General features: G+C 72.1%; 20 protein-coding genes and 1 pseudogene. 8 read left to right on the top strand and 13 right to left on the bottom strand.

The annotated features are described in order from the left end of the window. Positions 1-36: 36 nt before the first annotated feature. A complete protein-coding gene (locus OP86_RS09850) occupies positions 37-1,026 on the top strand; it encodes a helix-turn-helix transcriptional regulator (RefSeq protein ID WP_030061134.1) in 990 nt (329 codons plus the stop codon). Positions 1,027-1,082: 56 nt separating this feature from the next. Here the strand turns inward: OP86_RS09850 and OP86_RS09845 are convergent, their stop codons facing one another. The 9 genes from OP86_RS09845 to OP86_RS09805 all read right to left on the bottom strand — a co-directional run bounded on the left by OP86_RS09845 (position 1,083) and on the right by OP86_RS09805 (position 12,822). Beyond that, complete coding sequence (locus OP86_RS09845) at positions 1,083-2,297, bottom strand: alpha/beta hydrolase (RefSeq protein ID WP_030258336.1); 1,215 nt, start codon at positions 2,295-2,297, stop codon at positions 1,083-1,085. 200 nt (positions 2,298-2,497) lie between these two features. Further along, positions 2,498-2,833 (bottom strand): MmcQ/YjbR family DNA-binding protein, encoded by a 336-nt coding sequence (locus OP86_RS09840; RefSeq protein ID WP_030061132.1) that lies wholly within the window; start codon positions 2,831-2,833, stop codon positions 2,498-2,500. A gap of 93 nt (positions 2,834-2,926) precedes the next feature. Beyond that, positions 2,927-5,314 (bottom strand): Dyp-type peroxidase, encoded by a 2,388-nt coding sequence (locus tag OP86_RS09835; protein ID WP_051829906.1) that lies wholly within the window; start codon positions 5,312-5,314, stop codon positions 2,927-2,929. 41 nt (positions 5,315-5,355) lie between these two features. After that, positions 5,356-7,293, bottom strand: a complete 1,938-nt coding sequence (locus OP86_RS09830; RefSeq protein WP_030258339.1) for a galactose oxidase early set domain-containing protein — start codon at positions 7,291-7,293, stop codon at positions 5,356-5,358. 231 nt (positions 7,294-7,524) lie between these two features. Continuing rightward, positions 7,525-8,754 carry an acyltransferase family protein gene (locus OP86_RS09825; protein ID WP_030258341.1) on the bottom strand — a complete coding sequence of 410 codons (1,230 nt, stop codon included), beginning with the start codon at positions 8,752-8,754 and terminating at the stop codon, positions 7,525-7,527. Positions 8,755-8,784: 30 nt separating this feature from the next. Next, a complete protein-coding gene (locus OP86_RS09820) occupies positions 8,785-9,906 on the bottom strand; it encodes an alpha/beta hydrolase (protein WP_030061125.1) in 1,122 nt (373 codons plus the stop codon). Between the two features lie 126 nt (positions 9,907-10,032). After that, entirely contained in the window at positions 10,033-10,707 is a 675-nt protein-coding gene (locus OP86_RS09815) for a response regulator (RefSeq protein WP_030061124.1), read from the bottom strand. Continuing rightward, complete coding sequence (locus OP86_RS09810; protein WP_078588939.1) at positions 10,704-12,017, bottom strand: sensor histidine kinase; 1,314 nt, start codon at positions 12,015-12,017, stop codon at positions 10,704-10,706. Before OP86_RS09810 ends, OP86_RS09815 begins: the two co-directional genes overlap by 4 nt. Before the next feature lie 115 nt (positions 12,018-12,132). Continuing rightward, positions 12,133-12,822 (bottom strand): TetR family transcriptional regulator, encoded by a 690-nt coding sequence (locus OP86_RS09805; protein ID WP_030061122.1) that lies wholly within the window; start codon positions 12,820-12,822, stop codon positions 12,133-12,135. A 214-nt stretch (positions 12,823-13,036) separates the two neighbouring features. Here OP86_RS09805 and OP86_RS09800 point away from each other — a divergent pair, with 214 nt between their 5' ends. Further along, a complete protein-coding gene (locus OP86_RS09800) occupies positions 13,037-14,641 on the top strand; it encodes an MFS transporter (protein ID WP_030258348.1) in 1,605 nt (534 codons plus the stop codon). 71 nt (positions 14,642-14,712) lie between these two features. Here the strand turns inward: OP86_RS09800 and OP86_RS09795 are convergent, their stop codons facing one another. Both OP86_RS09795 and aceE read right to left on the bottom strand, forming a co-directional pair. Beyond that, positions 14,713-15,162: a nitroreductase/quinone reductase family protein gene (locus tag OP86_RS09795; RefSeq protein ID WP_051829905.1), complete on the bottom strand. Its 450-nt coding sequence runs from the start codon at positions 15,160-15,162 to the stop codon at positions 14,713-14,715. A 106-nt stretch (positions 15,163-15,268) separates the two neighbouring features. Beyond that, positions 15,269-18,019 carry a pyruvate dehydrogenase (acetyl-transferring), homodimeric type gene (gene aceE, locus OP86_RS09790; RefSeq protein ID WP_030061118.1) on the bottom strand — a complete coding sequence of 917 codons (2,751 nt, stop codon included), beginning with the start codon at positions 18,017-18,019 and terminating at the stop codon, positions 15,269-15,271. A 517-nt stretch (positions 18,020-18,536) separates the two neighbouring features. Here aceE and OP86_RS09785 point away from each other — a divergent pair. From OP86_RS09785 to OP86_RS09765, 5 genes are all read left to right on the top strand, one after another. Continuing rightward, positions 18,537-18,977: a DUF3052 domain-containing protein gene (locus tag OP86_RS09785; RefSeq protein WP_030061117.1), complete on the top strand. Its 441-nt coding sequence runs from the start codon at positions 18,537-18,539 to the stop codon at positions 18,975-18,977. Positions 18,978-19,203: 226 nt separating this feature from the next. Then, entirely contained in the window at positions 19,204-19,662 is a 459-nt protein-coding gene (locus OP86_RS09780; RefSeq protein WP_030061116.1) for a peroxiredoxin, read from the top strand. A gap of 211 nt (positions 19,663-19,873) precedes the next feature. Continuing rightward, complete coding sequence (locus tag OP86_RS09775) at positions 19,874-20,449, top strand: TerD family protein (protein ID WP_030258351.1); 576 nt, start codon at positions 19,874-19,876, stop codon at positions 20,447-20,449. A gap of 229 nt (positions 20,450-20,678) precedes the next feature. After that, a complete protein-coding gene (locus OP86_RS09770; protein ID WP_030061114.1) occupies positions 20,679-21,257 on the top strand; it encodes a TerD family protein in 579 nt (192 codons plus the stop codon). A 146-nt stretch (positions 21,258-21,403) separates the two neighbouring features. Further along, positions 21,404-22,498 (top strand): DUF475 domain-containing protein, encoded by a 1,095-nt coding sequence (locus tag OP86_RS09765; protein ID WP_030061113.1) that lies wholly within the window; start codon positions 21,404-21,406, stop codon positions 22,496-22,498. 107 nt (positions 22,499-22,605) lie between these two features. On the opposite strand, the gene OP86_RS09760 is transcribed toward OP86_RS09765, so the two are convergent. Further along, positions 22,606-23,595: a DUF2637 domain-containing protein gene (locus tag OP86_RS09760; protein ID WP_033331498.1), complete on the bottom strand. Its 990-nt coding sequence runs from the start codon at positions 23,593-23,595 to the stop codon at positions 22,606-22,608. 363 nt (positions 23,596-23,958) lie between these two features. Here OP86_RS09760 and OP86_RS09755 point away from each other — a divergent pair, with 363 nt between their 5' ends. Beyond that, positions 23,959-24,693, top strand: a complete 735-nt coding sequence (locus OP86_RS09755; RefSeq protein WP_030061107.1) for a Tellurium resistance — start codon at positions 23,959-23,961, stop codon at positions 24,691-24,693. A 57-nt stretch (positions 24,694-24,750) separates the two neighbouring features. On the opposite strand, the pseudogene OP86_RS38720 reads toward OP86_RS09755, so the two are convergent. Beyond that, positions 24,751-25,127, bottom strand: a pseudogene (locus OP86_RS38720) (TerD family protein); the annotation flags it as partial.

Here is a 25,127-nt window from a genome sequence, read left to right as displayed (position 1 = left end):
GACAAGCGCCGTCAGGATTGCTGGAATTCTTGGACCATGAAGGCCGACCGCCTGCTCTCGATCCTCCTGCTGCTCCAGACCCGCGGCCGGGTGTCCGCCACCGAACTCGCCGCGCGGCTGGAGGTGTCCGTCCGCACCATCTACCGCGACGTGGACTCGCTCTCCGCCGCCGGAGTGCCGGTGTTCACCGAACGCGGGCGGCACGGCGGCATCGGCCTGCTGCCCGGCTACCGCACCGACGTCACCGGCCTGACCGCGGACGAGGCCAGGGCGCTGTTCGTCCTCTCCGCCCGGGGCGCGCACACCGACCTCGGGCTGGACGGCGCGCTCGGCTCGGCGCTGCGCAAGGTGATGGCGGCGCTGCCCGCCCCGCACCGCCCGGCCGCCGAGCGGACCAGCGAGCGGATCCTGGTCGACCCGGCCCGGTGGATGCAGGGCGCCGCGGCGGGTGCCGCGCCCGGCCCGGACCTGGGTGAGCTGCAGTACGCCGTCTTCGCCGACCGGCGGCTGCGGCTGCGCTACCGGCACGGCGGAACGCCCGCGCCGGTGGAGTACACCGTCGACCCGTACGGGCTGGTGAGCAAGGGGGGCGTCTGGTACCTGGTGGCCGACCTGCACGGTGAGCCGCGACTGTTCCGGGCCGACCGGGTGCTGGCCGCCGAGACCACCGAGGAGGCGGTGCGCCGCCGGGCCGGGGTGGGGCTCGGCGACGCGTGGGTGGTGCTGCGCGAGCAGGTGGAGCGGCTGCCCAAGGAAGTGCCCGTCCGGGTGCGGGTCCGGCGCGGGCGGCTGGACATGTTCCTGCGCATCCACGGCGGCCGGGTCACCGCGCCGCCGCCGGAGGCGGGCATCGGGCCGGCCGAGGACTGGGTGGAGGTGGCGATGGCCTTCCCGGGGCCGGCCGCCGTCCGTGCGCTGCTGGCGCTGGGCGCGGACGTCGAGGTGCTGGCCCCGCCGGCCGCCCGGCGCGAGCTGGCCAGGGCGGCGGCGGACGCGCTGCGGCTGTACCAGGACCAGTTGTCCTGAGCCCGCGTCCTGAGCCCGCGTCCTGAGCCGGCGGGAGCGGTCGGCTTCGGGGGCCGTCAGGAGCCGGAGTTCGGCCGGATCACGTCCTGGTAGTGGCCGAGCGAGATCGCCGCGAAGTTGTGCAGGCTGTCGGTGCCCTCGGTGAAGTACCCGGTGTGGCCGACCGCCCGGGCCGAGGAGATCTGCTCGGCGCCGAAGCCGCTGGCGGTCGGGTCGGCGCCGTGGCCGAGTCCGCCGACCTCCAGGAACGGCACGTTGCCGATCCAGTCGCTCGGGTTGCGGGTGGCCCAGACGTGCACGCCGGTGCCCAGCTCGGCGGTGCTCTGCACGCCCATGCCGGGGCTGCCGAACACCATCATGTCGGTGATGCCCGAGGTGTCGGACGGCGAGGAGGCCGCGCGCGGGATCTCGGGGGCGGCGGTGCCGCAGACCACCGAGCCGTACGAGTGGCAGAGCAGCGACGGGGGCGCGTCCGGCCGGGTGGTCTCCTTGAGCCCGGCGAGCAGCCGCTGCAGCCGGGGGGCGGCGACGTCGGCGAGCCGGGAGGTGGCCGCGTCCGGGCCGAGGCCGGAGGGGGTGACGTAACCGGTCCAGGACACCACCGCGGTACGGGTGCCCGGGGCCTGGCGCTGCTCCTCGGCGTAGAGGGCGCGGGCCATGCCGGCCGGGGAGCGCAGCGGGTCGGCCGTCTGGTCGAAGTGGCCGAGGTCGGCGTCCGAGCCGGGGACGACGACGGAGATCCGTTCGGCGTCGGCGAGGTCGCCCCACACCTCGGTGACCAGGCCCCGGCCGCGCGGGTCGAAGGCCAGGATCTGGCGGCCGGGGGCGAGCAGGTGCTCGACGTCGTTGGCGCGGGAGACGGCCAGTGCGCGGGTGTCGGAGTCGAGCTCGTGGTCGGCGGCGCGGGCCTGGGCCTTGTCGCGTTCGGCGGCCAGGGCGATCCGGTTGGCGCGATAGCGCAGGTCCAGCGGGGCGCCGTCGTAGTTGCCGACGACCAACGGGTAGTCCTGGATCAGCCGGTCCAGCTCGGTGGGCGCGAGCGAGGCGAAGAACTCGGCGGCGGCGGCCGGGGTGGTGGTGGCCGGGTCGGGCAGCGTGCGGCCGAAGGAGTGGTCCTGGACCCAGGCGGCGCTGCCGGCCGGGGGCGTGGAGATCGCCAGCTGTTCGGAGGAGACCGCGGCCGCGGCGGCCGAGGCGCCGGCGTCGGCGAGCACGGCGCAGCCCGCGAACGCCCCGATCAGTACCCGCTTCCAGCGCCGACGGTTGCGCACCGCACCAACTCCCTTGGGGCCCGTCACCGTTTCGCGGGCGGCGCCCGGAGGGTGCGATAGGACTGCTGACTTCCCTGCGCAAGCCTAGGGGGCCCGGCGGCACGCCGGGCACGCCCAAACTGTGGGATGGATCACATGAACCGGGAGTGTCCTCCCGACGTCTCCCAGTGGTTCGGGCGGTGGCCCGGACGGAGGGCCGCTCAGGCGTCGAACTCCCGTACCAGCCGCTTCGGCGCCGTCCGCCGCCACGCCTCGGTCACCAGGTCGCGCAGCTCGTCCGGGTCGACGAGGCTCAACCGGACGCTCACCCAGCCGTGCCGCCCGACGTAGGGGGCGGAGGAGAACACCTCGGGCTCGGCGGCGAGCAGTTCGGCCTGGTCCTCGGGGGAGGCCTTGACGGTGACCCGGTCGCCGTCGGGGGCGCCCATCGCGAAGATCCGGCTGCGGACCCGCAGCGTCTCGATGTCCCAGGTCGGCTCCTGGGCGGCCTCCGGCAGGGCCAGTGCCATCGCGCGGAATTCGTCGAACGTGACCATGGCGGCAGGGTAGAGCAGGGCACCGACAGTGCGCCCCCGGTGCGCGCGTGGCGCACCGGGGGCGGGTTGGGCCTTCGGGCCTCCGGTGCCGGGTCAGGACAGCGAGGTCCAGGCGTCGCAGGAGCGGTCGCCGGAGACCAGCCGGTCGGGGTGGCCGCTGCCGTCGGCGATGGAGATCCGGCGGTAGTTCTGGCCGCAGAACACCCAGTACTCGCTGTTCCCGCCGACCCGCTGGCAGTCCGGGACGGGCAGGAAGCAGTCCACCCGGTTCAGGCCGTTCAGCGAGCTCCACTGGGAGAGTTCGCGGTCGGTGCGCTCGCGCACGTCGGTGTGCGAGGAGCCGTCGGCGATGGAGATCAGCCGGTACTGCTGGCGGCCGGCGGTGGTGTGGAAGCACCAGTACCAGCTCTTGCCGCCGACCCGCTGCTGGTCCGGCACCGGCAGCCAGCAGTCCACCTGGCCGACGCCGCTGAGCGAGCCCCAGTAGGTGAGGTCGCGGTCGGAGCGTTCGAGGGCCGTGGTGTACCGGCCGCCGCCGCAGGTGATCGAGACCAGCCGGTACTGCTGGCGGCCGCTGGTGCTGTGGAACACCCAGTACACGCTCTTGCCGGCCGGGTCCTGCTGGTCCGGGACGGGCAGCACGCAGTCGACCCGGCCGACGTCGCGCAGACAGGACCAGGTGTTCAGCCAGGTGTCGTCCTCGACCTTGCGGTCGGTGTGGGCGGAGCCGTCGGCGATCGAGATCAGCCGGCAGCGGTCGCCGTGGAACGCCCAGTACTGGCTCTGCCCGCCGCGGCGGTACTGGTCCGGGACGGTGACGAACTCGTCGCACGGGTAGGCCTTCACCGGCTGGGGCTTGGGCTGGCCGCCGGTCTGGTCTCCCGTCTGCCCGGTCTGGTCTCCGGTCTGCCCGCCGATCGGGGTGAGCCGGCCCTCGCAGAGCGCGCGCAGGATGCTCATGGAGGGCATGAAGCCGTACACCGAGCCGGTGGTCTGGACGAACTGCTGGAAGCTCAGCGGGGTGTGCTGGATCAGGCCGCCCTGGTCCCGGCTCTCGTAGTCGAGCGGGGTGACCTCACCGGTGTCCGGGTTCGTGCAGCTCTGGGTGACCGGGTCCCGGCCGGGTACGGGCCTGGGCTCCGCGTGCCCGGGCGGGGTGGTCCCCTGGGAGTCGCGGTTGGGCGGGAAGTTCGGCTGGTCCATCCAGTCGGCCTGGATGAACTCGAACTGCCGCTGGATGTCCGCCTGGTAGCAGATGAACAGCAGGCCGCGCGGGTCGTCCGGGCCGCCCGGCCCCTCGGAGGCCGGGTCGAACGGCGCCCCGTACGGCGTGCCGCGGCGCATGATCCTGCGGCCGTTGAGGTCCTTGGCGTCGAACGGGGGCTTGTCCGGGGCCTCCTGCAGGCCCGCGCGCGGTTCGGTCTTGCGCAGGTGCGACCAGAGCGGGGTGACCAGGCCCTCCGGGTCGTCGCGGAAGGTGAAGTCGTTGTCCTTGGCGGCGCCCGGGGTGTTCGGGACGTCCCGGTCCTGGTACTTGCAGACCGGGGCGCCGGAGCGCCAGCGGCCGACCATCCGGGCGGACAGCCACTCGGTGGTGGCGTGGTCCGGGACGGCCTTGGCCCGTCTGAGTTCCTCCAGCTTGGCCGCGACCTGTGACCACCAGCCGGGCACGTCCTGGGCGAGCCGGCGGATCACCTGGAAGGAGCCGTTGCGGGCCCACTCGGGGTACTGGTCCCTGGGGAAGCTGAACTGGTCGTTCTCCAGGCCGCAGACGAACTCGCCGGCCGGGATGAGCCGGGTGCCGGGGTGGCCGTCCACCTCGTCCGGTTTGCTCGGGTTCGGCCGGTCGAAGCCCTTGATGCCGGGCTCGCTGATGCCGTCCTTGAAGCCGAAGTGCTCCTTGCCCCGGCGGCTGCCCAGCAGGGTCTGCGCGTTCTGCTGGTAGACGATCAGGACCCGGCACTCGGCGGCGGCGATCCGCTGGGCCTCGATCGCCGACTGGAGGTCCCGCTCGGTGTCGGCGGAGATCTTCAGCATGGCGTGGACCGGCTGGGTCTTGCCGTTGCCGAACAGCCAGTTGTCCGGGGAGTTGTCGCCGGTGTCGCCGAGTGCGCCGGCCCGCCTGGCCGAGCCCTCCTTGTAGGCCTCCAGGCCGCTGCCGACCGGCGGGGCGGTCGGGAACGGGTCGGTGGCGGAGAGCATCCGCAGGCCCTCGTAGGTGAAGCTGACGCCCAGCCAGGTCGCGGTCAGCGACTTGGGGTCGTCGCCGCCGGAGGCCTTCCTGGCCTCGCTGAAGCTCTCGTTGAACGCGGCGACCTCCCGGGTGGTGGAGATCTGGGGGGTGAGCTTGCGCAGCCAGTCGCGGGCCCGGGTGGCGTCCTCGAACTTGAGGAACAGGAGGCTGACGTTGTCCTTCTTGAAGCCGGCGAGGATGTCGCCCTGGATCTCCACGCTCTCGCGCAGGCTCAGATCCGTGCTCATGGGTGGGGATGTCCTTTCGGGGTGGGGAGCGCCTGAACGCCTCAGGCCGGGGAGCCGAGCTGGATCCACTGCGCGACGCTGGGCACGCCCTGGTCGCTGAGCAGGAAGAGCATGTACCAGCCGGGCGGAGCGGCCTTGGCGTCCGGCGGGGCCTGGAACTCCAGCCGGTTGCCGGCCCGGCTGGTGAGCCGCAGGTCGATGTGGCGCTGGCTGGTGTTGACCGAGTGGGTGGAGGTGGTCGGCGCCAGCAGGACGGCCTTGGCGGCGAGGCCCGGGGTGGTGCTGGAGACGGTGAACTTCTTGTCGTAACCGACCGGCGTGGTGGGTGCGTTGGCCAGTGCGGGCCGGTCGCCCTGGTACAGGTAGGACGGCTCGTAGATCTCGATGGTGCCGTTCATGGTGGTCGGCCCGGCGGTGCCGGGGATGCCGCTGACGGTGCCGTTGACGTCCGTGTTGTTGGCCAGCTGCTGGAGCTCGTCGCCGGTCACCATGACGCGTCCGTCCGGCAGCACCACCGCGTTGGAGTGGTAGCCGCGCGGCAGCCGCTGGACCGGGCCGAGCTTCCAGTTGCCCTGGTCGTCGCGCAGCTCGATCTGGCGGTACTTGAGGTCCGCGTTGGGGTTGTACGGGCCGTTGCCGTAGTCGCGGATGTCGTAGGCGCCGTTGACGGTCATCAGCCGGCCGGTGGGCAGCAGGATGGTGTCGTCCTGGGTGCGGCCGAAGGCGCGGGACTTCTCGGCGGTCCAACTGCCGTTGGAGAAGCGCAGGGTGCTCGGGTTGTCGCGGTCGCCGCCGAGGATCAGCGCGGAGTCCGGGCCGCTGACGCCGTTGGGGAGCATCACGGCGGAGCCGTAGTTGCGCTTGCGGCCGTCCGGGCGGGCGGTCAGGTCGGTGCGGGACTCGGCGACCGGGTCGAACTTCCACTGCTCGGCGGCCTGGCGGCCGAAGCCGTAGATGTTGCCGTCGTTGAGCGAGAACAGGTGCGGGTAGTCGGTGGTGAACGGGGCGTCCACCTTGAACCGGTCCACCGAGGTGTTGGTGGGCAGGTCGGTCTTCTTCACCGGGACGGCGAAGGGCTTGGCGGGGAAGCGCTCGACGACCGGGGTGGGGGTGCCGTAGCCGAGTTCGGACTGGCCGGACATGATCAGCTGGCGGCCGTCGGCGCCGGTCACCACGGAGGGGTACCAGCGGCCGACGGACATGTCGGGGTTGCGGGTCCAGGTCTCGGTCCACGGGTCGAAGATCAGCGAGAGCTTGGCGCCCGTGCCGCCGTTGCCGCCGAGGTTGCCGCCGAAGACGCCGAGCATGCCGTTGGGCAGGAAGGAGTGGCCGGAGCAGAAGAACGGGACGGGGCGGGGCTGGCCCAGGCCGTCCGGCATGTCGTTGACCGGCGGGGTGACCTGTTTGAAGGCGTCCGGGCCGGTGCCCTTGGCCGGGTCCCAGAGGAAGGCCCGCCCGGCGTTCTCCTTGCCGATGGTCTGGGTGGGGGCGGGCTCCTTCTCCGGGTTGGTCTCGATCCGCTCGAAGGAGAACAGCAGCACCTTGCCGGTCGGCAGCAGGGCGACGTGGTCGCCGAAGTCCGGGGAGGGGAAGTACTGCTTGAACGCGCCGAACGTGGCCGGGTCGAAGGCCTTGTTGTGGTCGGCCTGGGAGGCCGTCAGCGCGTTGTACCGGTTGGTGCGGGTGGTCTGCGGGTAGTCGCCGATGCCTCGGATGGCGGCGCGCATCCGGGCGTGCTCCTCGGCGTGCTCCTGGCCGAGTGCCGCGACCTCGTCCTGCCGTAGCTCGGCCATCACCCGGGGGGAGTCGACGTGCGGGGTGACGTCGTCGGCGCCGGGGGTGGCCGGTCCGCCGTGGGCGACGGCCGGGGCGACGGCGCTCAGCAGGGTGCCGGCGGTCACCGCGAGGACGACGGCGGTGCCCGCGAGCCGGCGGCGGGCCCGGGGCCGCGGCTGTGGGCGTGATGGGGGCGTGGACATGGGTCTCCTAGGGAGCGGGGTGTCGGGGGAGGCCGGCGAATGCGGACGGACGGGCCAGGGGCGGGCGCGGTCCTGCGGTGGTCGCCGACCGTCACAGGACATCACAGTGTGTGGTGGTTCGCATGCGGGTGTTCTTCCCTCGTGCAGCCACCGGGCGAGGGCCGCGCGGACTGCCCGAAGGGGGCGTGGACCGGCCGGTCCACGCCCCCTTCGTCCGGTGCTCCGCCAGGCTCACACCACGCCCAGCGCGTACGCCGCGAACAGTGCGGCCGCGGCGCCGGCCACCGCCTTCCCGGCCCGGGAGAAGGACGTCCACGGCCCGTCGAACCTCCGGGCGAACCACCCGATCGCCACCAGGACGGCTCCGAACAGCGGAAGCAGCGCCAGCCGGGCGGCCACCCAGCCGAGCGAGTCCGGTGCGGTGGTCAGCCCCGGGACGGCGCCCAGGCCGGCCGCGCCCGGCACCGCCACCGCGAGCATCGCGCTCTGGTGCCAGCAGAAGATCGTCATCGCCGACAGGTTGACCGCCACCACCGGCAGCCACAGCAGCGGACGGCGCGCCAGCAGCCGCCCCAGCCGCTCCCGCAGCAGCACCGCGGCGCCGCACTGGAACGCCGCCAGGGCGAGCACCAGCAGGGACGGCGGGTGCGAGTTGGTGCGCTCGGCCCCGGGCACGCCGACCATGCTGGCCGGGTAGTGGAACACCAGCAGCAGCACCGCGAACAGTGCGCCGCCGCCCAGCAGCAGCACCCGGGCCGCCCGGCGGCCCAGCCGGCCCTGCGCCCAGAGCACGCCGAGCTGGTAGCCGAACAGCCAGCCCGGCAGGATGTTCAGCAGCGCGACCCAGGACGGCACGGCCTGCGCCCACGGCCCGTACCGCAGCAGGTCGACGGCGGCCACCGAGACCACCAGCAGGCCCGCCGACCAGCCGCCCAACCGGCGCCCGGCGGCCACGCACAGCGGGGTGAGCGCGGTCAGCCCCAGGTAGACGGCGATGTACCAGAGCGGCTGCACCACCAGCGTCGCGCCGGTGCGCAGGGTGTCCGCGGGGACGCCGAGCGCGGGCAGCAGCGGGACCAGCAGCGCCCAGACCGCCGTCACCCCGAGCACCGGGCGCAGCAGCCGCACCGTACGGCCGCGCAGCCAGCCGCCGACCGTCAGCCCCTTCTCCCGGGCCCGTTCCAGTGAGCGGACCGAGGAGTGGCCGCCGACCAGGAAGAACACCCCGAGCATCTGGAGGCCCCAGCTGATCGGGGCGAAGAAGCCGAGCGAGGAGAGCGGGCTGGCGTTGTGCAGGGCGCCGTCGGGGGAGAGGGTGAAGCCGCCGAGCATCCAGTGCCCGACCGGGACGGCGAGCAGGGCGAGGGCGCGCAGGCCGTCCAGGGCGCGGTCGCGGCTGGCGGGGGTCTTCGCGTCGACCTTCTCGGCGGCGCGGCGCAGGGTGGTGAGCGGGTGGGCCATGGCTGGAGCTCCTGTCGGGGTGCGGGCGGTTCAGTGCCCGAGGGCGACGGCGGCGTAGGCGGCGAGGGAGGCGGTGCCGGGGGCGAAGTAGCCGGTGTGGCCGTGGGATCCGGTGGCGGGCAGCGGGCGGGCGCCGAAGCCGGGGGCGGTCGGGTCGGCGCCGTGGCCGAGGCCGAGCAGCCGGACGCCCGGCACGTAGCCGATCCAGTCGGAGCCGTTGCGGGCGGTGGCCCAGAGCGGGACGCCGCGGTCGAGGTCGGCGGCCGAGTCGACGCCCATGCCGGGCGAGCCGAGCACCACCAGGCCGGAGGCCTGGGCCGGGGTGGGGCGGGCCAGGCCGCAGACCACCGAGCCGTAGCTGTGGCAGAACACCGTGGGCGGGGCCTGCGGGCGGGTGCTGACGGCGAGTCCGTCGAGCAGCCGGGTCAGGCGGGTGGCGCCGGCCCGGGCGAGGTCCTCGGTGGCGGCGTCCAGGCCGAGGCCGACCGGGGTGGTGTAGCCGGCCCAGGCGATCACGGCGGTCTGCCGGTCGGTGGCCTGGTACAGCGCGCGGGCCATGCCGGCGGGGGCGCCGTACGGGTCGGAGGCGCGGTCGAATCGGAGCAGGTCGATGTCCGAGCCGGGGACGATCACGGCGGTGCGGCGGGCGGTGGCGAGGTCGCCGTACACCTCGGCGGCCTGGCCGCGGCCGCGCGGGTCGAAGGCGAGGATCTGCCGGCCGCCGTCCAGCAGGGTGCGGTAGCGCTCGGCGCGGGTGCGGGCCGCCTCGTGGTCCTGCGGGGTGAGGGCGGGGTCGGTGGCGCGGGCGAGTTCGCGGGTGCGTTCGGCGGCGAGGGCCAGGGCGTTGGCCCGGTACCGGAGGGCGACCGGGGCGCCGTCCAGGTTGCCGACCACCAGCGGGTGCCGGGTGGCCAGCGCGTCCTGCTGGGCCTGGGTCAACCCGGCGAAGAACGAGGCGACTCGGGCGGGGGTGGCGGTGGCCGGGTCGGGCGGCCGCAGGCCGAGCGAGGTGTCGGCCGTCCAGGCGGCGCTGCCGGGCGGCGGGCCGGTGAGGGGGGTCTGGGTGTCGGCGGCCCAGCCGCCGGCGCCGAGCACCACGGCCAGTGCCACGGCGGCGGCGGCGAGTGCCCGCCCGGCCCGGAATCTGCGCATGTCCCTGCTCTCCCTCGTCCGTTCGACTGGCGACGGAGAGGAAGGTAGGAACGCGACGGCCCCGCGGACGTCACACCGCGGGGCCAACTCCCGGGTGCTACCCGGGTATCAGGGGGATATCCCCCCTCACTGACCGGGGGTCACCAGGCCCGACTCGTAGGCCAGCACCACGGCCTGGGCGCGGTCGCGCAGGTCGAGCTTGGCGAGGATGCGGCCGATGTGGGTCTTGACGGTCTGTTCGGCGAGCACCAGCCGGGCGGCTATCTCCTGGTTGGACAGGCCGCGGGCGATCAGCTCCAGCACCTCGGTCTCGCGCGGGGTCAGGCCGTTGAGCCACACCCTGGGGTCGTGGCGCCTGGCCGGGCGGGTGCGGGCGAAGTCCTCGATCAGCCGGCGGGTCACCGAGGGGGCGAGCAGTGCCTCGCCGGCCGCGACCACCCGGACGGCGGCGATCAGGTCGGCCGGCGGGGCGTCCTTGAGCAGGAAGCCGCTGGCCCCGGCGCGCAGCGCCTCGTACACGTAGTCGTCCACGTCGAAGGTGGTCAGCATCAGCACCTTGGGGCGGTGCGCGCCCGGCACGGCCGGGTCGAGTAGCCGCCGGGCCGCCTCCAGGCCGTCCATCACGGGCATCCGGACGTCCATCAGCACCACGTCCGGGTGGGTGCGGCCGACGACGTCCAGGGCCTGGGCGCCGTCCGCCGCGTCCCCGACCACGTCGATGTCGCTCTGGGCGTTGAGCAGGGCGGCGAAGCCCGCGCGCACCATGGCCTGGTCGTCGACGATGATCACGCGGATGGTCATGCGGTGGTCTCCCGGGGAGTGTCGAGGGGCAGGACGGCGGCCACCTTGAAGCCGCCGTCCGGCAGCGGGCCGGTGTCCAGCCTGCCATCGACCAGCCGGACGCGTTCGCGCATTCCGACCAGGCCGTGCCCGGTGCCCTCGGCCGAGGCCTCCAGCGACTCGGTGCGCTCCGGCGGGGGCGCGTTGACCACGGTGAGCCGCAGTTCCGGGCCGTCGGAGGAGAGCGACACCCAGGTCCGGGCGCCGGGGGCGTGCCGCACCACGTTGGCCAGTGCCTCCTGGACGATCCGGTAGGTGGAGAGGCCGACGGCCTGCGGCACCCGCTCGGCCAGCCCCTCGTCGACACTCAGTTCGGCGGGCACCCCGGCCCGTCCCACCGTCTCGACCAGCTGGGCGAGTTGGCCGACCCCGGGCTGCGGGGCCTTCTCCCCGCCGGACTCCTCGCTGCGCAGCACACCGAGCAGCCGGCGCATCTCGGCGAGCGACTCGCGGGCGGTGCCGGCGATCGTGGTGAACTCCTCGGCGGCCTCGGCCGGGACGTCGGCGATCCGGTACGGCGCGCTGGCCGCCTGCACCGCGATCACCGACATGTGGTGGGCCACCACGTCGTGCAACTCCCGGGCGATCCTGGCGCGTTCCTCCAGCAGGGTGCGCCGTTCGCGCTCGACCTCGCTGATCTGCTCCTGCTCGGTGAGCAGCCGGCGCGCCTCGGCGCGTTCCCGCAGGGCGCCGCCGAGGACCAGGACCGCGCCGGTCAGGGCGATCGCGAGCAGGCTGTTGTCGCCGCCCCAGTCGCGCACCGTGCCGATCACCGAGAAGGCGAGGCTCCATACGCTGGTGGCCAGCCAGACCGCGACCAGGGTCCGCCGCTCCTCGCGGAGGGCGAGCGGCAGCATCAGCAGCAGGTAGCCGACCAGGCCGGTGGCCGGCCAGGGCCACACCGGAGAGGTGTTCTGGCCGGTGGCGAGCGTCAGCGCGGAGGTCAGCACGTTCGCCGACCCGACCATCCACCAGGCGGCCAACGGTCGGGTGGGCGCCAGCAGCAGGGGTACGGTCTGGGCCACCGAGAGCGCCGCGGCGAGCCCGGCGTTGAGTCCGTAGTCGTGCGCCAGCACGTTGATCGAGCTGGGCAGCAGCGAGGAGATCGCGGCGAGCGCGGCGACGTAGGGCAGGTAGCGCAGCCAGCGGCGTCGGGCCTGTGCCAGCAGCGGGGTGTGGTCGGTGGACGGGTGCAGCAGGGACGCGAGCAGGGACGCGAGCAGGGTGCGCGGGGACGGGCCGCGGGACTGCCCGGTGGACGGGTGGATCATCCCGCCAGGGTAGGGGCGGGCGGAGGGGCCGGCGTCGGACCACGGGGCTGGATCCCGGGTAGTACCCAGGTAGTACCCGGGTATCAGCGGTCAGGTCGCGGGGGTGCGCCGGCGGTCAGGTGGCGGGGGTGCGCCAGTGGCCGGCGAGGGCGGGGCCGAGCTGGTCGAAGTGCTGCTCGATCAGGGCGATCATGCCTTCCGGGCCTTCGGGTTCGCGGTCGGCCGTCCAGGACAGGTGGGCGGCGCGCAGCACGCTGCCGAACACGGCGGCGAGCACGGTGGGGCGCAGGTCCTCGCGCGGGTCCAGCCCTTCGCGTTCGGCGAGCACCCGGACGACGATGCGTTCCTGTTCGGTGACGCGGCGCAGGTGGGCGGCGAGCAGGGTGGGCGTGTCCTCGATCAGCCGCATGAGTTCGAGGGCGCTGGTGATCGAGCCGGGGCCGGAGGCCTTGTCGTTCCCGAGGTCGCGCCAGGCCTTGATGATCGAGGCGCGCAGGGCCTGGAGCGGGGTCTCGTCGGCCGGGCGGTGGTGCAGGCACTCGATGAAGTAGTCCTCGGCCTCGGCCATCACGGCGAGTGCGGCCTCGTCCTTGTTGGCGAAGTAGCGGAAGAAGGTGCGCTGGGAGACGTCGACGGCGGAGGCGATCTCGTCGACGGTGGTGCGGGCGAAGCCCTGGCCGAGGAAGAGCTCGTGGGCGGCCTGGACCAGGGCGTCCCGGGTCTGCTGCTTCTTGCGCTCACGCAGCCCGGGTGTCCGCCCGGCGTCCTCCGGGGCGGCGGTGGGGCGGGGGGTGTGAGCGGCCATGGCGGGGCCTTCCGGAGCGCGGGTGTGACGGGTGGGAACACAACCTTAGCGTTCTGACAAATGTCAGTAATGGCCAGAAGTCACTGTTTGCCGAATGTCAGTCGCTGACATAATCTCCCGCTAGTGGCGCCCGTCCGGCCGGGGCACCTGTGGGGACGGGTGGGCCGGGGCGCCACGACCACGTTCCGAACCAGCCACGCCCCGGAGGGCCCAGATGAGCCAGTCCGTCGTCAAGAACTCGGAGGCGGACGCCCCGCCGCCGCCGACACCCACGTCCGGGGGTGGCCTCAAGGGGCACCCCTGGCTGACCCTGCTGACCGTCGCGGTCGGCGTGATGATGGTCGCCCTGGACGGCACGATCGTCGCCATCGCCAACCCGGTGATCCAGGAGAAGCTGCACGCGGCGCCCTCCGAGATCCAGTGGGTCACCAGCGGCTACCTGCTCGCCCTGGCGGTCTTCCTGATCACGGCCGGCAAGATCGGTGACCGGTTCGGCCACAAGACCACCTTCCTGGTCGGCGCGGTCGGCTTCGCCGCGACCTCGGCCGCGATCGGTTTCGCCGGCAACATCCAGACCGTGATCGCCTGCCGGGTGCTGCAGGGCCTCTTCGGCGCGCTGCTCCAGCCGGCCGCGCTCGGCCTGCTGCGCGGGGCCTTCCCGGCCGAGAAGCTCAACATGGCGATCGGCATCTGGGGCGGCGTGATCGGCGCCTCCACCGCGGCCGGCCCGATCGTCGGCGGCCTGCTGGTCGAGCACGTCAGCTGGGAGTCGGTGTTCTTCATCAACATCCCGGTCGGCCTGATCGCGCTGGCGCTCGGCCTGTGGATCCTGAAGGACGTGCGGGCCGAGAACGCCGCCAAGTCCTTCGACCTGCCGGGCATCGCGCTGCTGTCGGTCGGGATGTTCGCGCTGGTCTTCGGCATCATCAAGGCCCCCGAGTGGGGCTGGGGCGACACGCGGACGCTGCTGCTCCTGGGCGGCGCGGTGGCGCTGATGGTGCTCTTCGCGCTCTGGCAGGGCCGGGCGAAGGAGCCGCTGATCCCGCTCAGCCTGTTCCGCTCGGTGCCGCTGTCGGCGGGCGTGCTGCTGATGGTGCTGATGGCCTTCGCGTTCTTCGGCGCGATCTTCTTCGTGACCTTCTACCTGCAGAACGTGCACGGGATGAAGCCGGTCGACGCCGGCGTCCACCTGCTGCCGATGACCGGCATGATGATCGTCGGCTCGCCGCTGGCCGGCATCGCGATCGGCAAGCTCGGCCCGCGGATCCCGATCATGGTCGGGATGCTGCTCACCACCGGTGCGATGGTCGGCATGTCCACCCTGGACACCGGCTCCGGCACCGGCGTGATGTCGCTCTGGTTCGTCCTGATGGGCCTCGGCATCAGCCCGGTCATCGTCGGCGCCACCGAGGTCATCGTCGGCAACGCCCCGCTGGAGCTGTCCGGCGTGGCCGGCGGCCTCCAGCAGGCCGCGATGCAGGTCGGCGGCAGCCTCGGCACCGCCGTGCTGGGCGCCCTGATGGCGGCCAAGGTCGGCGACGTGCTGCCCGGCAACTGGGCCAAGGCCGGACTGCCGCCGGTCGAGGGCCCGCAGGCCGACGGCCTCAAGCAGGCCGCCCAGCTGGGCATCACCCCGCCGGCCCCGCCCGGCACCCCGCAGCAGGCGGTGGACGCGATGGCCGGTGCCGTGCACCAGTCCTTCGTCAGCGGGATGTCGCTCGCCTTCGTGGTGGCCGCGGTGGTGGCCTTCGGCGCCGCCCTGCTCGCCCTGCTGACCCGTCGCGGCACCACCGACGCGGGCCCGGCCGTGCACATCTGAGCCCGCCGCCATACCGGCGGCCCCGGACTCCGTGGGGGAGTCCGGGGCCGCCGCGCTGCTCAGGGCCTGCCTCAGACCCGGACGAGCGCCACCAGCGGGACCGTCCGGGCCGTCGTACGGTACCCGGCGAACTGCGGGTAGGCGGCGACCACCCGGGCCCAGAGCGCGTCGTGCTCGGCCGGGTCGACCGCGGCCGCCACGGCCGGGTACCGTTCGGCGCCGACCTCGACGGTGACCTCCGGGTGGGCGACCAGGTTGCGGTACCAGACCGGGTCGGTGTCGCTGCCGCCGTTGGAGGCGAAGACCACCAGCCGTTCGCCGTCCGGGAGGTAGACCAGCGGGGTGGTGCGCGGCTCGCCGCTGCGGGCGCCGACCACGGTGAGCAGCAGCAGCTGCATCCCGGCGAGATCGCCGCCCACCACCCCCTCGCCGGTCCGGAACCCGGCGATCACCTTGCGGTTGAACTCTCCTGCGCCGTCGGCGGGTTCGGGGTGGCGGGGGTTCGCACTCTGGTTCTTCATGCCGGTCACTCTAGGCTCTGCCACCGGTGTCAGGTTCAAGGACCGAGGAACGCCGAAGGGCCGGACCCCGTACGGGAGTCCGGCCCTCTCAGGCGCTAGCGGGTGATCAGGCGTCGCCGCCGGCGGCGCCCGGGTGGGCCGCGGTCACGTCCAGCAGCTGGTAGCGGTCGATCGCGTCCTTCAGCGCCGAGCGGTCGATCTTGCCCTGCTTGGCGAGCTCGGTGAGCACCGCCAGGACGACCGACTGCGCGTCGATGTGGAAGAAGCGACGGGCCGCGCCACGGGTGTCGGCGAAGCCGAAGCCGTCGGCGCCCAGCGACTGGTACTGGCCCGGCACCCAGCGGGAGATCTGGTCCGGCACCGCGCGCATCCAGTCGGACACCGCGACGACCGGGCCCTCGGCACCCTGGAGTTTCTGGGTGACGTACGGCACGCGCTGCTGCTCCTCGGGGTGCAGCAGGTTGAACTCCTCGGCCTCCACCGCGTCGCGGCGCAGCTCGTTCCAGGAGGTCGCGGACCAGACGTCGGCCTTGACGTTCCACTCCTCGGCGAGGATGCGCTGGGCCTCCAGGGCCCACGGCACGGCCACGCCGGAGGCGAGGATCTGGGCCGGGATCTGGCCGGCGGTGCCCGGCGCGTACTTGTGCAGACCCTTGAGGATGCCCTCGACGTCCACGTTCTCGGGCTCGGCCGGCATCTTGATCGGCTCGTTGTAGACGGTCATGTAGTAGAACACGTCCTCGCCGTGCGGGTGCTCGGCGCTGGAGCCGTACATCCGCCGCAGACCGTCCTGGACGATGTGCGCGATCTCGAAGCCGTACGCCGGGTCGTACGCGACGACGCCGGGGTTGGTCGAGGCCAGCAGCTGCGAGTGGCCGTCGGCGTGCTGCAGGCCCTCACCGGTCAGCGTGGTGCGGCCGGCGGTGGCGCCGATCACGAAGCCGCGGGCCAGCTGGTCGGCCATCTGCCAGAACTGGTCGCCGGTGCGCTGGAACCCGAACATCGAGTAGAAGACGTAGACCGGGATCAGCGGCTCGCCGTGGGTGGCGTAGGAGGAGCCGGCGGCGATCAGCGAGGCGGTGCAACCGGCCTCGGAGATGCCGTCGTGCAGCATCTGGCCGGTCGGCGACTCCTTGTAGGCGAGGAGCAGGTCCCGGTCGACCGACTCGTAGGTCTGGCCGAGCGGGTTGTAGATCTTCGCCGACGGGAAGAGCGAGTCCATGCCGAAGGTGCGGTACTCGTCGGGCGCGATCGGCACGAAGCGGTTGCCGATGCCCTTGTCCCGCATGAGGTCCTTGAGCACCCGGACGAACGCCATGGTGGTGGCGATGGTCTGGTTGCCGGAGCCCTTCTTGACCGCCTTGTACGCGTCGTCGCCGGGCAGCTCCAGCTTGCGCGGACGCACCTTGCGGGTGGGCACGTAGCCGCCCAGCTCGCTGCGGCGGTCGTGCATGTACTGGATCTCTTCCGAGTCGCGGCCCGGGTGGTAGTAGGGCGGGTAGCCCTCGTCGAGCTGCTTGTCGGTGATCGGCAGGTGCAGCCGGTCGCGGAAGCGCTTCAGGTCCTCGACCGTCAGCTTCTTCATCTGGTGGGTGGCGTTGCGGCCCTCGAAGTTGGGGCCCAGCGTCCAGCCCTTGACCGTCTGGGCGAGGATGACCGTCGGCTGGCCCTTGTGCTCGCGGGCCGCCTTGAACGCCGCGTAGATCTTCTTGTGGTCGTGGCCGCCGCGACCCAGGTGCTGGATCTGCTGGTCGGTCATGCTCTCGACCATGGCGCGCAGGCGCAGGTCGCCGCCGAAGAAGTGCTCGCGGATGTAGGAGCCGGTCTCGGTGGCGTAGGTCTGGAACTGGCCGTCCACCGTGGTGTTCAGCTTGTTGACCAGGACGCCGTCGCGGTCCTGCGCGAGCAGCGGGTCCCAGCTGCGGTCCCAGACCAGCTTGATCACGTTCCAGCCGGCGCCCCGGAACTGGGACTCCAGCTCCTGGATGATCTTGCCGTTGCCGCGGACCGGGCCGTCCAGGCGCTGCAGGTTGCAGTTGACCACGAAGGTCAGGTTGTCCAGGCCCTCGCGGGCGGCCAGGGAGAGCTGGCCGAGCGACTCGGGCTCGTCCATCTCGCCGTCGCCGAGGAAGGCGTACACCTGCGAGTCGGAGGTGTCCTTGATCCCGCGGTGCTCCAGGTAGCGGTTCATCCGGGCCTGGTAGATCGCGCCGAGCGGGCCGAGGCCCATCGAGACGGTCGGGAACTCCCAGAAGTCCGGCATCAGCCGCGGGTGCGGGTAGCTGGACAGGCCGTACGGGGCCTTCGACTTCTCCTGGCGGAACGCGTCGAGCTGCTGCTCGGTGAGCCGGTCCAGGAGGAAGGCGCGGGCGTAGATGCCGGGAGAGGCGTGGCCCTGGAAGAAGATCTGGTCGCCGGACTCGCCCTCGGCGTCCTTGCCACGGAAGAAGTAGTTGAAGCCGACGTCGTAGAGCGACGCGGAGGAGGCGAAGGTGGCGATGTGGCCACCGACGCCGATGCCCGGGCGCTGCGCCCGGGAGACCATGACGGCCGCGTTCCATCGCGTCGCGTTGAGGATCTTCCGCTCGATCTCCTCGTTACCGGGGAAGAACGGTTCGTCCTTGGTGGCGATGGTGTTGACGTAGTCCGTGCTGCGCATCTCGGGCACGGCGACACGCTTCTCGCGGGCGCGCTCGATCAGCCGCAGCATCAGGTAACGGGCACGCTCACGCCCCCGCTCGTCGATGGCCGCATCGAGCGACTCCAGCCATTCCGCGGTCTCCTCGGGATCGAAGTCCGGGACCTGACTCGGAAGGCCGCCAATGATGATCGGGTTGCGATCGGATCCGGAAGCCACGCTGTTCCTTCACTGTCGGTCGAAACTGAGGTGTGTCGCGCCGCCTCCATCGTGCTACCGCGCTCGGAGATCCGTCATCTCTACCGATCGGTAACCGTTCCGCCTGGGTGGGCGGTCCGGTCTGGCGGCATGCGGCGCGGGCTTCATCGCCCGTTCCGCGCACCCCCGGGTGTTACGAAAAGAGGTGGTCCGACCTGGTGTCCCGTCCGCCCGATGGCGGGCGGCCGGGGTGAGGGCCAACAGGAGACTCTACGCCCGCGCACGCGCGGACCCGAATGCCGTTCGCATCTCGGTCATGAGTACGGCCTGTGGGCCGGGACCACCCGAAGCATCCTTGTCCCACGCAGAGAAGGGCAAATCGGTGTGATTCCCGACACCTCCAACGGCGTGTCCCGGTGTGGCACGTCAACCTTTGGAGGGGATCGGGGGTCGGGTACTTGCGCGAACCGCCGCGCCCGTGTGGACTACGGCCACAGCCTCGGCATGGATGCCGAGCCGAATACTGGAGGTTATTCCCGTGAGCGCGACCGCGGACCCCGCGGACAAGTCCAACCCGGCGACCCGTCTCGGCTTCGAAGCAGGCCAGATCATCCAGGAGCTGGGGTACGACGAAGACACTGACCAGGATCTCCGCGAGGGCATCGAGGAGATCGCCGGGACGGAACTCGTCGACGAGGACTACGACGACGTCGCGGACGCCGTCCTGCTGTGGCACCGCGACGACGACGGGGACCTCACCGACTCCCTCGTCGACGCGCTGGAATACCTCGCCGAGGGCGGCGTCATCTGGCTGCTGACGCCCAAGACCGGCCGGGACGGCCACATCGAGGCCTCCGAAATCAACGAGGCGGCCCGTACCGCCGGGCTCTCGCAGACGAGCTCGATCAACATCGCGCAGGACTGGGCGGCCACGCGGCTCGCGACCAAGTCCACGCCGAAGGCGGGCAACAAGCGCTGAGCGGGTTCTGAAGCCCCGCACCGGGCCCCGTCGGAGGAACACTCCGGCGGGGCCCGGCGCTTTTCCGGAGCGCGCACCGGCTTCCCCGGATGTTCGCCCAGGGCGAACGCCGGTGGCCGTCGGCCCGGCCCGCCTCATCCGTTCGGCGCAACGGTCGCCGACGAATGGGAGGATGTGGCCTGCCGCGTCCGCCGCGCGGCGCGGTCGCGTCAGAAAGGTCCCGTTCATGGCCATCGAGGTCGGCACCCAGGCCCCGGACTTCGCACTCGGCAACCAGCACGGGGAGACGGTCCGGCTCGCCGACTTCCGGGGCGCGAAGAACGTCGTGCTGGTCTTCTACCCGTTCGCGTTCACCGGGGTCTGCACCGGCGAGCTGGGCGCGATCCAGCGCGAACTGGCGGGGCTGCAGAACGACGACGTCCAGGTGCTCGGCCTCTCCTGCGACTCGCAGTTCTCCCAGCGCGTCTTCGCCGACCGGGAGGGCCTGGAGTTCCCGCTGCTGGCCGACTTCTGGCCGCACGGTGAGGTCACCCGCGCGTACGGCGTCCTCGACGAGGAGCGGGGCTGCCCGCTGCGCGGCACCTTCGTGATCGACAAGGCCGGCACGGTGCGCTGGAGCGTCGTCAACGGCCTCCCGGACGCCCGGGACGAGCAGGAGTACCTGAAGGTCCTCGCCGGGCTCTGAGCCCGCCGCGGCCGCCCGGCACGGGGCCGGCACCCGGCCGGCCGGGTGCCCGACGGCCGTGTCCGGCCGCAACCGCGCTGCGGACGGGAACCGCGTACTACGCTCGGGCCGTTGGCAGGGTGGGGTGCGGGAGCCGGTGCGCTCCCGGGCCCCCGAACCCGCACCACCGGGGGCACCACCAAGGACGTGCCTCCCGATTCTTGGAGGACACGTGGGAGTCAGCCTCAGCAAGGGCGGCAACGTCTCGCTCACCAAGGAGGCCCCAGGGCTCACGGCCGTGGTCGTCGGCCTGGGCTGGGACGTCCGGACCACCACCGGGACCGACTTCGACCTGGACGCCAGCGCACTGCTCTGCAACGCCCAGGGCAAGGTCGCCTCGGACGGCAACTTCGTGTTCTTCAACAACCTGAAGAGCCCGGACGGCTCCGTCGAGCACACCGGCGACAACCGCACCGGTGAGGGCGAGGGCGACGACGAGGCGATCAAGGTCAACCTGGCGGGCGTCCCGGTCGACGTGGAGAAGATCGTCTTCCCGGTGTCGATCTACGACGCGGAGAACCGCGGCCAGAACTTCGGCCAGGTGCGCAACGCGTTCATCCGCGTGGTGAACCAGGCGGACAACACCGAGCTGGCCCGCTACGACCTCTCCGAGGACGCCTCCACCGAGACCGCGATGGTCTTCGGCGAGCTGTACCGCAACGGCGCCGAGTGGAAGTTCCGCGCCATCGGCCAGGGGTACGCCTCCGGTCTGCGCGGCATCGCGCAGGACTTCGGCGTCAACGTCTGAGCCGTCGCCGGCGCCCTGCAGCGCGGGCTTCGCGCCGTTCTCCCGGGGCGGCCCCGGACCTTCGCGGTCCGGGGCCGCCCCGGTTCCGTCCGACCCGCTGCCGCGGCGGTCCGCCGCGCTGCGAGGATGTGAGTTCAGGAAGTTCAGCCGGCCAGAACGGGTCGGCCGGGGTCGCGGGGGACTAAACCTGTAAGGCGCGCCCCGGGAGAAGCAAGGGAGGAAGAACGTCATGGTGGTCACGCTCGCCAAGGGCGGCAACGTCTCGCTCACGAAGGCCGCGCCGAACCTGACGCAGGTCCAGATCGGCCTCGGCTGGTCCGCCCGTTCGACCACGGGCGCCCCGTTCGACCTCGACGCGAGCGCCCTGCTCTGTGGTGGCGGGCGAGTGCTCGGTGACGAGTACTTCGTCTTCTACAACAACCTCAAGAGCCCCGAGGGCTCGGTGGAGCACCAGGGCGACAACCTCACCGGCGGCGACGACACGGGTGACGACGAGGTGGTCCTGGTCAACCTGGACCTCGTCCCGGTGCAGGCGGACAAGGTGGTCTTCGCGGTCTCGATCTACGAGGCCGAGGCGCGGCTGCAGAACTTCGGGCAGGTCCGCAACGCCTACATCCGGGTCGTCAACTCGGTCGACGGCCAGGAGATCGCCCGCTACGACCTGTCCGAGGACGCGTCCGCCGAGACCGCGATGATCTTCGGCGAGCTGTACCGCTACGCGGGCGAGTGGAAGTTCCGCGCGGTGGGCCAGGGGTACGCCTCCGGCCTGCGCGGCATCGCGCTCGACTTCGGCGTGAACGTACAGTAGGGCGGAAATCGGACTAATCGCACCCGACCCGATCATGAGAACAGAGGGCAGTGCGGGGGTGACCTGACCGGGCCCGGCCCGGTCAGGGCGTCTCGGGGACGAGGCCGCCCCCGGCACGGCCTGAACCCGAAAGGTAGCCAACTCCCGTGTTCCTCCGCACATTCGGCTGGTCGTTCGCGATCACAGCCATCGGCCTGGCCGCGGCCGGACTGCTCTGGGGAGCTCAAGGCTTCGGCATCGTGCTGATCCTCTCCATCCTGGAGATCTCCCTGTCGTTCGACAACGCGGTGGTCAACGCCACGGTGTTGAAGCGGATGAACCCGTACTGGCAGAAGATCTTCCTGACCGTCGGCGTGCTCATCGCCGTCTTCGGCATGCGCCTGGTCTTCCCGCTGCTGGTCGTCGGCCTCACCGCCAAGCTCAACCCCGCGACGGTCATCGACCTCGCGCTGCACACCGACAAGACCCACGACGGCCTGACCTACGGCCAGTACCTGGAGGCGGCCAACCCGGCCATCGCCGCCTTCGGCGGCATCTTCCTGCTCATGATCTTCCTGGACTTCGTGTTCGAGGAGAAGGAGCACAACTGGCTGGGCTGGCTGGAGCGCCCGCTGGAGAAGGTCGGCAAGCTGGACGCGCTGTCCAGCGTCGTCGCCCTGGTCGCGCTGGTGCTGGCCTCCCGCTTCTTCGCCGCCGAGCACGCTGAAACCGTTCTGCTCGCCGGCGTCCTCGGCCTGATCACCTACCTCGCCGTCGGCGGCCTCTCCTCGATCTTCGAGTCGGGGCTCGAAGAGGAGGCCGAGCGCGAGGAGGAGGTGGAGAAGTCCGGCAAGTCGGTCGTCCAGGTCGCCGGCAAGGCCGCGTTCTTCCTGTTCCTCTACCTGGAGGTCCTGGACGCCTCGTTCTCCTTCGACGGCGTGGTCGGCGCGTTCGCCATCTCCAGCGACATCTTCCAGATCACCCTGGGCCTCGGCATCGGCGCGATGTACATCCGCTCGCTGACCGTCTTCCTGGTCCGCAAGGGCACCCTGGACGACTACGTCTACCTGGAGCACGGCGCGCACTACGCGATCGGCGCGCTGGCGGTGATCCTGCTGGTCGGGATCGAGTACCACATCCCGGAGATCGTCACCGGGCTGATCGGCGTCGCCTTCATCGGGCTGGCACTGGGCTCGTCGATCCTGCGCAACCGGCGCGAGGGTGCGGACGAGGAACCGGAGCTGGTCGGCAGCGGCAAGTAGGCAAGCAGGCCGCCTGGCACGCGGAACGGCCGCCCCCGGGGTTTCCCGGGGGCGGCCGTTCCGCGTGTCTGGTGCCAGGGGTGCTGCGGGTTCCGCGGGTGCCGCGGTCAGCCGAGCTGCTGCTCGATCGCGCGCAGCTTGCGCTCCAGCGAGTCCAGCTTCGGCATCGACAGCGTGTCGTCGTCGGACGTCAGGTCGACGGTCGAGCTGCGGTGGGACGAGCCGGAGAGGGCGGACGAGTAGGACGAGGAGCCGGAGCCGGAGAGCGAGGAGGAGTAGGACGAGGAGACGGCGGCACGGGGGCGGCGGCCGGCGTCCAGCGCGGCGGGCTCCAGCGAGGAGGTCGAGGTGGTGGCGGCGGAATCCGCGGCTAGGGCAGGCTCCGTAGCGCTCGGGCCGTCTCCGGCAGCCGTGAGGGCGGGCACCTGGCGGCCGCCCAGGCTGCGGACGTTCTCCAGGAGCATCAGCGACCAGGCCGCGTAGGTCTCGCGCGGGGCGCGCAGCCAGCGGACGATGCGGATCTGCGGCAGCGGGCGCGGCACCAGGCCCTGCTCGCGCAGCGCGGCCTTGCGGGTCTGCTTCAGCGCGCGGTCGAACAGGATCGCCGCCGAGATCGACATGCCGGAGAAGAACTGCGGGGCGCCGTCGTGCGAGACGCCACGCGGGGCGTGCACCCAGTTGAACCAGGCCGAGGCGATCGCGAACACCCAGACCAGCAGGCGCGAGCCGAGCGCCGCGTCACCGTGGCTGGCCTCGCGGACGGCGAGCACCGAGCAGAACATCGCGGCGCCGTCCAGACCGAACGGGACGAGGTACTCCCAGCCGCCGGACAGGCCCAGGTTCTCCTTGCCGAAGCCGACCAGCCCGTGGAAGGAGAGCGCGGCGGCGACACCGGCACAGCAGAACAGCAGCGTGTACGAGGAGATGCCGTAGATCATCTCCTTGCGGCGGCGGCGCTCCTCGCTGCGCTCCCAGGAGTCGGAGGACTCGTCCTTGTTCGAGCTCTTGAATCGCAGCGTCGCCATCAGGACGGCAACGAACAGCAGGGCTGCGCCGCCGACGACGGTCCAGACCAGCTGTATGGAGGTCAGGTTCATTGCGGGTCGGGCCTCGGGTTTCCGCAGGGGACAGGTTCACAGTGCGACACAGGCGATCAGGGCCCGCCGTGCGGGCTCTGCCTGACGGTTCGTTCGTCACCGCACGGCGTTCCCCACCGCGCCCGCGCAGGGGCGGACGGGACACCTGTGCGGCTAGACGATATCGCGTCCGAAGGGGCGGCATGCTACGGGAGGTCGGCTGGCTCCCGCCAATCGACCCGCCGGTTCGTCCCGCCGATGACCGGCGGGTGGCCGGGCGGGGTAGAGGAGGGGGAGGACGGGGTATCCGGCGGCCGGGCCGATGCCCGATCATTGGTCGGCGGACCGTCAGATCGCCTGGCGGGAGCAGGGGGAGAGGACGGGATGGTCTCGATCTGGGAGTACCTGCGCGGGGAGAAGAGCTACACCTTCGACAACCCGGGCGGTCAGCACAAGGTCATACTCACCAAGTCGGCCCCGCAGCACGCGATCACCGGAGCGGCCGCCACCACCGGCTACCTCTACGTCAACCTGCACTGGTCGATGCGCCCCGGCGCCTCCCGGCCCAGCGCCCGGGACAACATCAAGCGGTTCTTCAGCCCGCGGATCCTCAGCCCGCTGGAGCCGGACTCGCCCCAGAACAGCGAGCCGATGAACGTCGACCTCGACCTGGCCTGCATGTACGAGCTCTCGGACGGCTCCACGGGCGTCGTGCAGCCGCTCGGCGGCCTGTTCGGCGACCTCCAGAACCCGCCGTACGTCAAGCTCAGCGGCGACGACCAGTACGGGGCGCCCTCCGGCGAGACGATGTACGTCAACCTGGAGAAGAAGGACAAGTTCAAACGGCTGCTGATCTTCGTCTACATCTACGACGGCACGCCGGCCTTCGAGCAGTCGCAGGCGGTGGTGACGATCGTGCCGCAGACCGGGCCGCGGATCGAGATCAAGCTGGAGGAGCGGGCCCGGGCGGCGCGCTCCTGTGCCGTGGTGCTGATCGAGAACGCGGGGGACAACCAGCTGACGGTGCGGCGCGAGGTGCGGTACGTCAACGGGTTCCAGTCGGACATCGACCGGCTGTACGGGTTCGGGATGCAGTGGCAGCGGGGGTACAAGGGGTAGCCGGGCGGCCCCGCCGGGTGGGTGCGCGTTCGGGCGGGGCCGTTCGGGTGGGCCGGGTCAGCGGGGCTGGAACTGGGGGCCCTGCGGGGGCAGGGCGAACGGCTCGCCGGTGGGCGCCGGGGGCTGGGCCGTCGGCGGCTGCGGCGGGACAGGCGGCTGCTGGCCGGTGCCGGGCTGCGGGTAGCCGTAGCCGCCCGGGTGCGGCTGCGCCGGGACGGAGGGGTTCGGCTGGGGGTAGCCGTAGCCGGTGCCCGGCTGCTGCGGGTACGGCTGGGTGGGCTGCGGGTAGCCGTAGCCGGTCCCGGGCTGCTGCTGCGGGTAGCCGTACCCCGTGCCGGGCTGCTGGGGGTAGCCGTAGCCGGTGCCCGGCTGGTGGGCGGGTTGGTGGCCCGGCGGCGGGGTGGGCGGGGCCGGGGGGACGGTCGGCGGGGCCG

The organism is Streptomyces novaecaesareae (genome assembly GCF_000716875.1).
Classification (GTDB): domain Bacteria; phylum Actinomycetota; class Actinomycetes; order Streptomycetales; family Streptomycetaceae; genus Kitasatospora; species Kitasatospora novaecaesareae.
This window is presented reverse-complemented; position numbering and strand designations above follow the sequence as displayed.